This window comes from Dysgonomonas termitidis (genome assembly GCF_042654545.1).
In the GTDB taxonomy this organism is placed as follows: domain Bacteria; phylum Bacteroidota; class Bacteroidia; order Bacteroidales; family Dysgonomonadaceae; genus Dysgonomonas; species Dysgonomonas termitidis.
Genome location: NZ_JBHSGN010000084.1, coordinates 37818 through 51647 on the forward strand (window position 1 = coordinate 37818; position 13830 = coordinate 51647).

Below are 13830 nucleotides of genomic sequence, written 5' to 3' on the forward strand. Positions count from 1 at the left end.
AACCGCTATTCTATTACGTTGTATAATTGCTTGGCTTCGGCAAGCGATACGGCATTGAAATGCCACCACTCGCCCCTTATAGTCAAAAAACCCGCTTGTGTCATTACCTTGCGCAGCAACTTTCTGTTTTCTACCTGCTGCCCGGTCAATACACCCTGTTCTACCAGTTCTGTTTCCTTATTTATTCCGGCAGCACGCCCGAAAAAATCGAAAGGAGTTCCCATATCGAGAGGTTTACCGTTTTTGTCACAGATAGTCAGGTCTACAGCCATTCCGTAGTTATGTAATCCTGTGCGTGTCGGATTCGCCACATAAGCAGCATACTTCGTACCTTGTACAACTTTGTACATTTTCTTCTGTACACTTAATGGGCGGACGGCATCATAAACCAATAAACTTAAACCGGGACGAAGCACCTTCAGGTACTTCTGCGCTTTAACCAATTTGGCTGCCGCAACGGGATGCACATACACATTAAACAAGGTATCGTAGAGAATTGTTTTTGTAAAGTTATCTGTTGTCGCATACTTTAGGTCCGCACGGATTGAAGTATCCAACGTGTGAATATTTACAAGTTCTTTTGTCTGTAAATATTTTTCGAGTACGGAAACACCCCTTTGCCCTTGTGCATAGAGCCATAGCGGGCAAAGGAATAAAAGGAGATATATTATCCTATTCGTCATCCTCCTCTTCTTCATCGTCAAAATCGAATTCCTCGTATTCCCTGCTCAATACTTCATCTATCACAGCACATACTTTTTCAAATTCAGATGTCCCCTTCAATTTGTCGATAGAGGCATACGCCTCGCGTAGAGAGCGCAACATGACAGTATCGTCTTCGTTGGCACCCATTTCGGGACTTTCTACAAACCAGTGCAATTCTCCTTTAAGATTCTCCTTCACCAGATTATAAAAACTCAGTGCTGCGTCCCGCTCGCCTACTTTCTCCTTTATTTGCGCCGATTCAATCATGTCATGCCCCAGCACATTTTTGTAGTTGCTCATAATGGCCAGCGTGATTTTGGAACGCATTACGATTACAAAATGCAGGGCTTCCGTATCATCCTTCTGCCGATAATAGTAAACAAAACTCATCAGGGCAGCCCGCAATGTGGAACCTTCTACCAGAATGGTTTCATCTACCCTCCTCATTGGATATCCGGCCGACTCCTTCTGAATCTGCTCAACCATAGCGGGTATAACATCAAACATCCTGTCAACCAGCCCAAGACGGACTTCTTCGAAGTTCCCGTTTATATCCAAAGCAAACACCAAGCGTACCAAATCCCTGAAAAGAGCGTTCTTACCTTCTCCTATTTTTATAAAGTCATATGTTTCTAACGTTTCACTTTTGCCTGCCGGTAATAATTCTTTTATTATCGTGTCTAATTCATTATCCTCTTCACGGGGTAAGGCGGCTAATAAATCATCAATTCTATTTTCAATGATTAAGTCCCATATTTCTTTATCATCCGTTTCGAAAAAAGGTTTTACCTCATCATTCAGCGTCAGTCTGGTCATCGTCATCAGTGTCAATATTAGTATTAGTATTTATGTTAGTTGATTCCGTCAGTTCGGACAAGCTACCGACTTTCCTTATTGCCCTGTACATCTCCTCCTGTATGTGTTGGCGGATATTCATGCTCATAAGCTGTTTATGTGTACGCTTGTCATTTATTCTGTTAGACAAAAATATGAAAATTAAATCATTATCGGGGTCTATCCAGAAACAAGTTCCCGTGAATCCCGTATGTCCATATACACTTGCCGGCGCACTTGCCGATGCAGGACTCGATTTGTTTGTCCGCATTTCGGGCTTATCAAAGCCTAATCCCCGGCGCGAAGTAGCACTTTTGGTCCTGGTGAATAGCTGCCAGGTTTTTTCCGATAAATATTCTTCCCCGCCATATTCTCCCTTATTGAGCCACATCTGATATAACTTAGCCAGATCATTTGCATTGGAAAACAGTCCTGCATTTCCCGAAATACCTCCCATAAAAGCAGCTCCCTCATCGTGTACATACCCCTGAATTAACTGCTTACGAAGAAAATCATCTTGTTCGGTAGGGACAATACGGCTCTTGTCGAATTTCCAGAGGGGAATGTAGGTCGATGTAACAGCCCCCAGCCTGCTAAAAAAATTATCCTGAACAAAAGAATCCAAGTCTTCCTTCGACACTTTTTCCACCACTTCCTTCAATAACATAAAATTGAGGCAGCTATACAAATAGGTTTTCCTCGGCCTTAATTTAGAGGCGGCTATAGCCGCTATAATCGTATCGTTATAAGCCTTATTTATAAACAATCCGTCTGCCAGAGGGACAAAGCCTGCTTTTTCGGATGTGGATACCAGGTTCGGTTTATATTTATAATCTGTACGCGCCCATGTATTGGTATCGAACAACGCGGAATAAAGCCTGGTCTCACTTCTGTTGAACAACTTACCATCGTAACTCGATTGGTCGATGGCATCCATATAGTACGGAATGAAAGAAGTAAGACCTGTCTCGTGCAACAAAGCCTGACGAATGGTTATCTGTGATTTATCCGTCCCTTTCAGCGCAGGCACATAGGTACTGACCGGCGTACTCAGCTTTATCTTCGATTCGTCATATAGTTTCATAATAGCCGGAACCGTAGCTGTCGCCTTGGTCATAGATGCCAAATCGTAAATATCATCATTTGTCACCTTCCGGTTACCGTTATATTCAAACGAACCGAACGAGCGGCTATATATCACGATACCGTCTTTAACTATCAGTATCTGACAACCGGGGTAGGCCTGCGCCTTTATCCCTTCCTGTACTATTGTATCTATTTTATTAAAACGCCCGGAAGAGATCCCGGCAGCTTCAGGCATATCATAACTAAGCCTGGTCTTTTTTATATCGATACCCTTCCCTTCTTTAAACAGTCCTTTTACCGTGACAGGTATTTTACCATCGACTTTATTCCCGCCAAATATCGCCTGGGCTGTATAATCCTGAGCCAGATCAGAGTTTTCATAAGCAAGGACAACTCCATCGGCGGCTTTGACTGAGGCAGTATAAGAAGACATACGGTAAGGCACGACAAAGAAAGCCATAATCGTCTCTTTTCCCTGGCCCACAGACTGGATCGCAGCATTAGCGTTCCCCCTGTTATTATAAACGGACACGATAAGTGTATTGAATGACGCTAATTTATCCTTCAGCCTTAATAGCTCGTCACCATTGGCTACACTAAAACAAGTTACATCCGCGTATAGCTTCAATGTATTGTGAAAGGTATTATCCGCCCGTTCCCCGATCGAAACAGCCGCAATCTTTCGCTTATCCAGTTCTTTCAGGGGGATGATCTTCCGATCATCTCTCAACAATGTAACAGCACCCTTGTGCAACTCCCGGTTGATCCATTCGCCATGAGATGTATTCAAATGTTGCACCAGACCGTTTGTATCTATAGGCCTGGTATCTTTCACACCTAAAATATATTTATAGGCCAAAACCTTTTTACACCTGGCTGCTATTAGATCCTCACTGAGAACTTTATCTTCCACGGCTTTTTTTACGGATTCATAATCCTTTACCGGGTTCAGCGGCCCTACTAATATATCATTTCCTGCCTGCAATGCCCTTACACAGTAATTTTCTTCGCCGGAAACCCCTTTCATCTGTAACCCGTCGGTAAATATTAGTCCGGTGAAACCGAGTTCATCCTGAAGCAGGCCGGTAACTATCGATTCCGACAAAGAACTCGGCTGCTTCCTGTCATCCAGAGCCGGAATATTCAGGTGGGCAATCATCATTCCCGAAAGGCCGTTCCGTATATACTCCCTGAACGGCTTAAATTCTACATCTTCCAGCCGATCTTTGTCATGTGTTATCAAAGGCAGCACTTTATGAGAATCGGTGGAGGTATCGCCATGCCCCGGAAAGTGCTTCGCTACCGCCATTACTCCTCCGGCCTCCAATCCTTTAGCATACATCACTCCAAGTTTAGATACATTGGCTGGATCTTCCCCAAACGAGCGATTGCCTATAACCGGATTTGCCGGATTACTGTTTACATCCATAGCCGGAGCAAAATTCACATGAATACCCATCAATCTGCACTGACGGGCAACTTCCAACCCGTAATAGTAAAGCAGGGAATCGTTTTGTATAGCACCCAGCATCATATTCCGGGGAAAACGGGTTGTATTGGACAAGCGCATGGATAATCCCCATTCTCCGTCGAGAGAAATCATAAGGGGGATTCTCGCACTACCTTGTGCCTGATTGGTCAACTCCGCCTGATTGACGGGAGTACCTTTCGAAAAGAGAATGCCTCCCACATGCTGGTCGTTCACCAATGAGAGCATCCTACTCCTGTTTGCATCAGTATTATCGCCTGCAACGACGGGCATGAACAATTGCCCTACACGCTCTTCCTGCGACATTTGGTTATATACAGAATCTACCCACCTGTTCATCTTTACAGTGTCGGCTGTTTTGTAAAGTGTCGGGGTCTTTTTTTTATTTTCGGTGACCGGTCCGAATGAGCAAAAAACTGTAAATGATACAGCCAGTGCTGTTATGTATTTGACTTTCATTCTTTTTCTCGTCTAAAGGTATTTTGCAGGTAACCGCAACCTATATACAAAAATATAACGAATATGCTTTACGGAAAGATTTAACCCCATTAATTAAACATAGATTAACAAGTAGAATATTACCGGACAATGATTGACAAAGAAAAATTCTAAATCTACACTCAATAGGAAAAAAGGTAACACTTGCGTCAGTTAACAGTAAACAGTATCGTGGTTTGTCATGCTGAGAGAAACGAAGCATCTCGTCAGAGAGTAGTTAACAACTTGTAACTCGTAACTGCCCGCAGGGCGCAGAAATAACATTCGCCGAAGCGAAGGCGAGGCAAACTCGTAACCGCTTTAATCAATACGTCAAAGAGCTAACAGCTTATTATATAGATAAACTTCTTTCGAAAAAACAAAATCCCGTTTATCCTGATGCATGACTGATTACTAAAAAAATCCTATCTTTGCAACCTAATAATACATATCAACAATAAAGCTATGTCACAACCTTCTATTCCAAAAGGAACAAGAGATTTTTCGCCGGAAGAAATGGCGAAACGCAACTATATCTTCGATACCATCCGCGAAGTATTTAAACTATATGGTTTCCGTCAGATAGAAACCCCGGCAATGGAGAACCTGTCTACATTACTGGGTAAATATGGTGAAGAGGGCGACAAGCTTTTGTTTAAGATACTGAACTCCGGCGATTACCTGAAAGATATTTCTGACGAAGAATTGTCGGAAAGAAACGTAAACCGTCTTGCAACCAGACTGAGTGAGAAAGGACTCCGTTACGACCTTACCGTACCCTTTGCCCGCTATGTGGTTATGCACCGCAACGAGATAACTTTTCCTTTCAGGCGTTATCAGATACAGCCTGTATGGCGCGCCGACCGGCCGCAAAAAGGGCGTTACCGCGAATTTTTCCAGTGCGATGCCGACATTATCGGTTCTGATTCGCTTATCAATGAAGTGGAGCTGATACAAATTATAGATGAAGTATTCAACCGCTTTGGCATCAGGGTATGTATAAAGTTGAATAACCGCAAAATACTGTCGGGCATAGCCGAAATAATAGGTGAGTCGGATAAGATCACAGATATTACAGTTGCCATAGATAAACTGGACAAAATCGGTCTGGAAAAGGTAAATGAAGAACTGGCATCGAAAGGCATCCCACAAAAAGCCATCGAGCAGCTTCAACCGATTATCTTGCTGCAGGGTAGTAATGAAGAAAAACTTGACACACTAAAAACAGTACTCAAGGATTCAGAGACAGGCATAAAAGGTGTCGAAGAACTCGGATTTATCCTGAATAAGCTAAAGGTCGTAGGAACCCGCTCCCAGTTGGAACTGGACCTGACCCTTGCCCGCGGATTAAATTATTATACGGGTGCGATCATAGAAGTAAAGGCGCTGGATGTACAGATAGGAAGCATCACAGGCGGAGGACGTTACGACAACCTGACCGGTATATTCGGACTGCCCGGTGTATCCGGCGTAGGTTTTTCTTTCGGCGCAGACCGCATCTTCGATGTATTGAACCAACTGGATCTGTATCCGAAAGATTCAATCCAAAATACGCAGGTACTCTTTGTTAACTTCGGGGAAAAGGAGGAAGCTTATATATTGCCTCTTATCACTAAAATGCGCAGGGCAAATATATCTACAGAGATTTATCCGGAGCAGTCCAAGATGAAGAAGCAGATGTCGTACGCCGATTCCAATAAAATCCCTTATGTAGCCATTATCGGGGAAAACGAAATGAACGAAGGCAAAATAACGCTCAAAAATATGATGACCGGAGAACAAGATTCATTGAGCCTTGAGGAATGTATATTAAGCATATCCCGGATATAAGAAAAAGTTGACGGTAAAATTTACGATTTAGATAGTTATCCGGATTTTTAAATTAAGAATCCGGATAATTTTGTCTATTCCTCCACTGGTCTCACTATCGAAAGGAAAAGAGTTTCAGTGCCAGATTTAAAGATATGGGAGATAACAGACAAGCCTGAACAAGAGGCGGCACAAACTCATATATCACTAATAATCAGCACATAACCCACTACACATATCACAAATAAGGCAGAAATTACCTGCGAACCCATTCCCGGGCCAGAACATTCCATATTTATTGATTGTTAAAGAAATAAATACGTTCAATTTACATATATGACCATACGAACTCCTAATATTGAAAAGGCCTTGACCGAATATGAGAATTCTCAGCAAAATTATATTTTACCTTTAGAAAAAGACGACTCATTTAAGGTACACTATATAGATAATGGCACGGAATTTACGATAGGCATACCCGGGGAAAACAGTATCATCTTCGTTATGAAAGGTAAGATACTGATTCAAAAAGACGATTCTGAGCATAAGCTATTCGATGATAACAGCATGTTCTTCATATCCAAAGTATTCGGCCCGTATAAAAGTACGACCAAAGAAAGCACCATATATATAGAGTTAAAGTCCGATAACCTTCTGCCGTTTATCGATCAGGTTTTACTGAATCAGATCGTATCACTATACGCCCCGGACCCGGTAGAATTAAATAAATTACTTATAAAAAAGACCTTACGTTATTTCTTGTCTGGAATTATCTATTACAGACGAAATAAGATATTCTCAAAGTATGTATATGATATCAAGAAAAAAGAGTTCGTCTTCCTGATGCGTACATTATATGACAAGCAGACTCTTGCGGCATTCTTCTCCCCGGTGCTGCTTAGCCAGAATCATTTCAGGATAGGCGTACTAACTAATTACACACATAACAGCACGGTAAAAAGCCTGGCTAAGAATTGCTTTATGACTACCAAAACATTTACGAGAAAATTCAAGTCAGAATTCGGGACCACGCCTCATAAATGGATTGTCCTTCAGAAAGTGAAAGGACTGGAATATTACCTGGCCCATCAAACCGTATCGATAGACAATATTCTGTCTGAATTCCATTTCTCCAATATGGCAGAGCTTCTCCAGTTCTGCGACAAGCATAACTTAATGACAAAGTTACTAAGCAAATAGATATTTTTCATCTTTGTCCCTTTTAATAGATATTTTGTCCCTTTTTCTTATTATGGGGCATAAGTATTCGCATTACTTTTGTGACGTAATGTAAATGTAAGCGTATTGATTTTTGCGGACAAACTGTAACCCTCTTTACAAATCATAAAAGAGAACATTTTCCGAATCCGTTAATAAAAGGAATAGAGAAGAACCGGCCATTCATCTCTGGAAAGTCATTGTCTCAAAACTCACAAGGAAAATCAAAAAAGTATCTATTAAACCTACTAAAAATGAATTCAAAAAGACTATTCCTATTTGCAATTATTATTGCACTATTCACTGTGTCATGCGATAAAATAGAAAAAAGCGATGTACCTGTAGTCGCAGGACAAAAAGCAAGTATAAGTTTACAAATTTCAGGAACACCACAAACAAAAGCTTCAGGCAATCCTACTCAAGAAGATAAAGTACTCAAACTGGATGCATTCGTCTTTAATGCCGACGGGACACTAGAAGCTCTGAAAAGCCTTACAAGCCAAAGCAACAGTATAACCAAGCTGGACAACATCGCTGTAACAAGTGGGTCCAAGAAAGTATTCGTTCTGGCTAACTACGCGGGAGATGTATCATCAGTAAAGACTCTTGGCGAACTGCAGAAAATAACATCAGATCTTAAAAATGAGAAAGAAAACGGCCAACTGACAATGTCAACAGATGTGATTGAAATCTCCGTTCTTCCGGGTAAAAATTACATCGGTTATTCTACAAGCCCATCCGATGGAACTTCTCTGGAACCTCATACATTCGTCCTTAGCAGATTGGCTGCAAGGGTGAAAATAGAGGATATGCAGTGGCAAAGTTCCGAATATACTTTTGAAGAGCCTACAGCTTTCATCCTGAATGCGGTTCGAAATTCAAATGTTACCAATCCCCTATTATCATCTTCACCTGTCGATTACTATCAGGGATTTTCGGGAAATGGAGACTTATACCCTTCAACAAGCACAATATTATCCGGTGCTGAGAACTTCTTAACTTCACCTGCATCAAATAATAGTACATACTTCTATCTTTACGAAAATCAACCGGTAGAAAGCAAAATATATCCTACAATGATCGTATTGAGAGCCAAAGTTAAGCAAAGCAACAAATACATCAATAATATACCTGGACGTGTAGATGCTAACGGATACACATACTTTCCGGTAATTATAAACCTGGAAGGGACTAATTCCACTATATCCGGTGCCTCGGACCACCACCAGTATGTAAAACGGAACAATACATACAATATCAAAACTATTGTAAAAGGCTTAGGCACAAGCAATCCTTTCAGTTCCGACGCGCCTTCATCCCTAAATGTGCAGGTTACAGTCGCACCCTGGGCATTGACTATCTCACAGACCAGAGTATTTGAATAAAATATTTACTCATCCAATATCAGATACTAACTCAATGCCGGCTTGTATTGGGTTAGTATTCATTTTATAATAGACACAAGAATGTATAGATTGTAATAGTCCGATAGCATCGGACTCCAAAAAAAGAATTCAGTTCCGTCTATAATATCAATTAACCTAATTATTTAAATAAAGAGTGCAAGGTAAAACGATCTTGTATTGTCCTTTTTCTCCCAACTGTTTATTTCTCAAACGAATCTCTCCGAGTAAGATATCCACCGCATTCTTACCGATATCGGCAACCGGCATTTTTGCAATATTGATCTTGGGAGCCAATATTTTAAATAAAGATACTCCATGAATACACGCCAGTTGAAATTGCCGGTTAAAATCAATCCCCCTATTATTAAAATAAAGAAAAGCTTCCAATGCTAGAATATGTGTGGTAAAGAAAAAGCCATCTATATCCGGTACTTTTTCAAACATATTATCCAATATCTTTACAATCTTATTCTCGTAATCTTCGTACTCCACATTTCCTACCAATGTAGAATTAAACTTGATCCCGGAATCTAACAACGCTTGTTTATACCCCTCATTCCTTTCGCCCATTGTGGTAAGGTGCGGGTTGGTTGTAATAAGCGCAATATTTTTACAACCTTTGCTTATAAGATGCTTAGTTAATTTATAGCTGCTTTCTTTATTATCAATGATAATATAACTTGTTTGTAATTCAGGAAAATAGCGGTCGAATGTAACCAAAGGGAATTTCTCCGATACAAGGCGCTCAATCTCAACCTTCGACCGTTTTGTCGGAGCTATGATAATCCCATCTACCCCTTTAGACTTAAACATCTGTATTACAAGCTCTTCTTTATTAAAATCAGATTCAGAACTCGCTATCATAAGAGAATATCCATGTTGGTTGGCCTGATTTTCTATTTCTCTGGCTACAGAAGAATAGAAGAAATCCGATATAGAAGGAAGAATAAGACCAATAGTCTTAGTCTGACCCAAGTTGAGGCTCCGGGCAATTAAGTTCGGCTGATAATTCATCTCTTTAGCGCAGTTCAGTACGACCTCTTGCGTATTTTTACTGATGCCTTTCTTTTCTGCTTGCCCGTTTAACACCCATGAAACTGTGGTTTTAGACAAATTCAGTTTTTCTGCTATATCCTTGAGGGATGCCCTGGTTTTCATATCCTATACCCAAATAAATATTTTTATTTTATTAAACGATTAAATATTGGATTATTTCAAACGATATGCAAGTAAATTAGATATTTAAATATAGCAATGAGTTATCATTATTACCCGCCTGGTCTCCATCATCCGGTTCTTTTTTATCAAGTTTGCAGACATAGTAGCCTCGACCGATTCTTTACCTTAAATTCTTCCTGCATATAGTTATCAATATTTCCAGCCCTTCTTCAAGGCATATAACAGAATATTAATTCTATTTTCGTTATTACAAATATAATATTCGATTTATATTTCTGCAAATGTAGATTATTTTACTTTCTCGTTAAAATTAAATTCTCCATTTTTTCTATTACAAGAGATGATTGACTCGAGTCCGGTGCTTATCAATACAAACGCATCTTACATTTTACTTAGCCATATAATATGTATATCAAATACTTATAGCTAATTTTAGATTTATACAAAGAGACTGTTTTATTTTTAACAAAAGTTAATTATAAAAGAAATTCAACCTTACTATTGGATTTATTAAAATAAGAATTAAATTTGCATTATTTAACCGTTTAAGTTACATTTAAAGCATGTGGAATAAAGGTATAAAGCCATATGCTGACTATTTATATAGAAAAATTCATTTGAGAAAGAAAGAAAAAGTGCAATCCACTCGTGGCAAGCAATGTTAAGGAGGGGGGGCATAACTGAATATTTTAATTATATAATCTAAAGATGCCAAAAGTATAATACACGTGAAAGCACGATAAAACCATAATTTAATAACATTGAAACAGTTTCTTAGTCAGGATTCCTCACTTTTGCGGACAATTAGAAAATGAAACTTTCTTTTTTTGATCTTATTACTGAACCGTTAAAGTTGATAATCTATAAAATAACAATGACTATGTTTAAACCCAAATCAACCGCAGCAGTTTTATTGCCGGCAAGTCTCCTTTTAATTCTTGCTCTACAATCATGCCAAAGCAAAAAGGTAGAAATAGACAATTTAAGGTGTGAATATATGTACAACCCTATAGGGATTGACGCCGCTGCCCCTCGATTTACATGGAACTACAAAACAATTTCCGGCCACGATTTCAAGCAGGGAAGCATACGACTCCTTGTTTCTAAAAGTCCGGATGCCCTTTCTGACAAGGCTTCCGGTAACGTATGGCGTTCGGAAGTAGTCAGTACCGGAGAATCTTTTATCACTACAGACTCCGGTTGCAGGCTCGAACCAAGTACCACTTATTACTGGAAAGTTATAGCATGGGACAAGGAAAACAAAGAGGAAATAATATCACCTATAGCTCAGTTTGAAACAGCCTTCATGCAGTCTTCAGACTGGCAGGCAAAATGGATATCGGACAACGAAGCTATAGATAACCCGCGGGCGCCCATGTTGCGGAAATCTTTTGAGGCAAACATCAATAAACAAATAGAAAAGGCCGGATTATATATTAGTGCAGCAGGATACTATGACGTATCGATCAATGGAAAGCCTGTCGATACATCCGTATTTCTGGCACCGGGGTACACGCATTATAACAAACGCAACCTGTACAACACTTATGATGTAACCTCACTGCTACAATCCGACAAGAACGCCATAACATGCGTTCTGGGCAATGGATTCTACAATGCGTTTGCCCCGGTTGCAACATGGAGTTTCGAACAAGCGCGTTGGCGCAATCGCGCTTCCATGATCTGTGAATTACATATTACTTATACAGACAATACAAAAGATGTCATAGTATCTGACTCCACATGGAAAGTTTCCCCGTCAGGACCTTATATGCAAAACAATATTTATAGCGGAGACACCTACGACGCAAATAAAGAGATCGACGGATGGGACAAACCTGTATTCAACGACTCTGCGTGGCCACAGGCAAAAATAATGAAGGCTCCGTCAGAGCGCCTGGTTGCTGAAACAGAACCCGTAATAAGAAAAGTAAAGGATATACAACCAATATCGGTAAAGTCTTTTGGCGACACTGTGTTTGTGTATGATTTTGGAGTGAATATGACAGGTGTATGCCAACTGAAAGTAGAAGGGGAGAAAGATACAAGAATTGAATTGCAATATGGTGAACTCCTGAAGCCTGACGGGCGTATAGAAATGCGGAATCTCGACATCTACTACAAACCGCTTCCGGGACTGGCTTTCCAGACAGATGTCCTTATTCTTGATGGCAGGGAGCATGTTTTCACTCCTAAGTTCTCATACAAAGGATTTCAGTATGTGGAGGTACGTTCAGACCGTCCGGTAAAACTCGATAAAACGAATATAACAGCGCTTAACTTCCATTCCGACCTGAAAAAAGCCGGACACTTCAGCTGCTCCAACGACTTACTGAACCGGATATGGGAAGCTGCAAACAGGTCGTATTTATCAAATATAATGAGTATCCCGACAGATTGTCCTCAACGGGAGAAGAACGGGTGGACAGCAGATGCCCATATCACAATGGATCTCGGATTATTGAATTTCGACGGTATCCGTTTTTATGAAAAATGGATCGAAGATTTAATAGACAATCAGACTCCGGAAGGACGCATCTCCGGAATTATCCCAAGCTCAGGTTGGGGATATGACGACTGGATCGGCCCGGTGTGGGACGCGGCCATGTTCATTGTCCCAATGGCTCTATACGACTATTACGGAGACAAACAAAGTATAAGCAGAGTATATGACACATGCCAGAAGTATCTGGCATATCTGGCAGCCCGTGAAGACAAAGACGGCTGTGTCACTTATGGAATCGGAGACTGGGTACCATACAAAACCCAAACGCCGACTGAATATACGACATCGTGTTACTATTACCTGGATAATCTTTATATGTCCAGATTTGCTGATATACTGGGACGTGACGGGTCGGCCTATAAAGAAAAAGCCGATAGGCTGAAACAATTGATAAACAAGAAATACTTCGATTCGCAGAAAAACATCTATGCCAACGGATCACAGACGTCGCTGGCTGTAGCCCTTTATCTGGGAATAGTACCCGATGGACTGGAACAGAACGTAGCGGACAACTTGTACAGGATAGTAAAAGAAAACAACGGATATCTCGACTTCGGTGTATTAGGAAGCAAAACCGTACTGAGAATGCTATCAAAATACGGATATGCGGATATGGCCTGCCAAATGGCTTCTAAAGAAGATGAACCATCATGGGGAGCCTGGATAAAAAAAGGATTCAATACAATGCCCGAGACATGGACTCTGTCCCCCGAATTCAGGGACGCGTCTATCAACCATATGTTTTTGGGAGATATTAATGCCTGGATGTACAATGTATTGGCAGGCATAAACTATGACCCGGACAGCCCCGGATTCAAACACATACTTATCCGGCCTCACTTTGTCGAAGGGTTGGACTGGGTGAAAGGAGAATATAATTCCGTCAAAGGACTTATCCGGTCCGAATGGAAACGGGAGGGAAGTAAAGTCCGGCTTGAAGTAGAGATTCCTATCAACACTACTGCCACAATCGAAGTCATGGATAAGAAGATTTCTGTTGAAGGAGGCAAACATACGTTCAAATTTTAAGAAATAAATAAATGAAAGGAGGTAAGGATATGAAAGTATAAGTAACCTGAATGCAAAAATATTAAAGGCAATTTACATCAGTAAAAAATAAA

At 40.6% G+C, this 13830-nt stretch carries 8 protein-coding genes; 4 read left to right on the forward strand and 4 right to left on the reverse strand.

Annotation, left to right across the window (positions count from 1 at the left end):
• Positions 1-5: 5 nt before the first annotated feature.
• From ACFO6W_RS14575 to ACFO6W_RS14585, 3 genes are read right to left on the reverse strand one after another with little or no spacing between them, the layout of a single operon-like run.
• Positions 6-683, reverse strand: a complete 678-nt coding sequence (locus ACFO6W_RS14575; RefSeq protein ID WP_379997655.1) for a M15 family metallopeptidase — start codon at positions 681-683, stop codon at positions 6-8.
• The gene (locus ACFO6W_RS14580; RefSeq protein ID WP_379997657.1) at positions 673-1527 is read right to left on the reverse strand and encodes a hypothetical protein; all 855 of its coding nucleotides are present in this window, start codon (positions 1525-1527) and stop codon (positions 673-675) included. Before ACFO6W_RS14580 ends, ACFO6W_RS14575 begins: the two co-directional genes overlap by 11 nt.
• Positions 1499-4573, reverse strand: a complete 3075-nt coding sequence (locus ACFO6W_RS14585; RefSeq protein WP_379997659.1) for a glycoside hydrolase family 3 N-terminal domain-containing protein — start codon at positions 4571-4573, stop codon at positions 1499-1501. Before ACFO6W_RS14585 ends, ACFO6W_RS14580 begins: the two co-directional genes overlap by 29 nt.
• A gap of 483 nt (positions 4574-5056) precedes the next feature.
• Between ACFO6W_RS14585 and hisS the strand changes: the two genes are divergently transcribed.
• The 3 genes from hisS (at position 5057) to ACFO6W_RS14600 (ending at position 9003) form a co-directional block, all read left to right on the forward strand.
• Positions 5057-6421, forward strand: coding sequence for a histidine--tRNA ligase (hisS, locus tag ACFO6W_RS14590; RefSeq protein WP_379997661.1), 1365 nt, complete (start codon positions 5057-5059; stop codon positions 6419-6421).
• Positions 6422-6736: 315 nt separating this feature from the next.
• Positions 6737-7600, forward strand: a complete 864-nt coding sequence (locus tag ACFO6W_RS14595; protein WP_379997663.1) for a helix-turn-helix domain-containing protein — start codon at positions 6737-6739, stop codon at positions 7598-7600.
• Between the two features lie 272 nt (positions 7601-7872).
• Positions 7873-9003 carry a fimbrial protein gene (locus ACFO6W_RS14600; RefSeq protein WP_379997665.1) on the forward strand — a complete coding sequence of 377 codons (1131 nt, stop codon included), beginning with the start codon at positions 7873-7875 and terminating at the stop codon, positions 9001-9003.
• A 156-nt stretch (positions 9004-9159) separates the two neighbouring features.
• Here the strand turns inward: ACFO6W_RS14600 and ACFO6W_RS14605 are convergent, their stop codons facing one another.
• Complete coding sequence (locus ACFO6W_RS14605) at positions 9160-10182, reverse strand: LacI family DNA-binding transcriptional regulator (RefSeq protein WP_379997667.1); 1023 nt, start codon at positions 10180-10182, stop codon at positions 9160-9162.
• A gap of 901 nt (positions 10183-11083) precedes the next feature.
• Here ACFO6W_RS14605 and ACFO6W_RS14610 point away from each other — a divergent pair.
• Entirely contained in the window at positions 11084-13738 is a 2655-nt protein-coding gene (locus ACFO6W_RS14610; RefSeq protein WP_379997669.1) for a family 78 glycoside hydrolase catalytic domain, read from the forward strand.
• The last annotated feature ends 92 nt before the right edge of the window (positions 13739-13830 follow it).

Bases quoted from the DNA above. Each gene is read 5' to 3' on its own strand.
- ACFO6W_RS14580 (WP_379997657.1), bottom strand. From the start codon at position 1,527: ATGACGATGACCAGACTGACGCTGAATGATGAGGTAAAACCTTTTTTC.
- ACFO6W_RS14605 (WP_379997667.1), bottom strand. From the start codon at position 10,182: ATGAAAACCAGGGCATCCCTCAAGGATATAGCAGAAAAACTGAATTTG.
- ACFO6W_RS14595 (WP_379997663.1), top strand. From the start codon at position 6,737: ATGACCATACGAACTCCTAATATTGAAAAGGCCTTGACCGAATATGAG.
- ACFO6W_RS14575 (WP_379997655.1), bottom strand. From the start codon at position 683: ATGACGAATAGGATAATATATCTCCTTTTATTCCTTTGCCCGCTATGG.
- ACFO6W_RS14585 (WP_379997659.1), bottom strand. From the start codon at position 4,573: ATGAAAGTCAAATACATAACAGCACTGGCTGTATCATTTACAGTTTTT.
- hisS (WP_379997661.1), top strand. From the start codon at position 5,057: ATGTCACAACCTTCTATTCCAAAAGGAACAAGAGATTTTTCGCCGGAA.
- ACFO6W_RS14600 (WP_379997665.1), top strand. From the start codon at position 7,873: ATGAATTCAAAAAGACTATTCCTATTTGCAATTATTATTGCACTATTC.
- ACFO6W_RS14610 (WP_379997669.1), top strand. From the start codon at position 11,084: ATGTTTAAACCCAAATCAACCGCAGCAGTTTTATTGCCGGCAAGTCTC.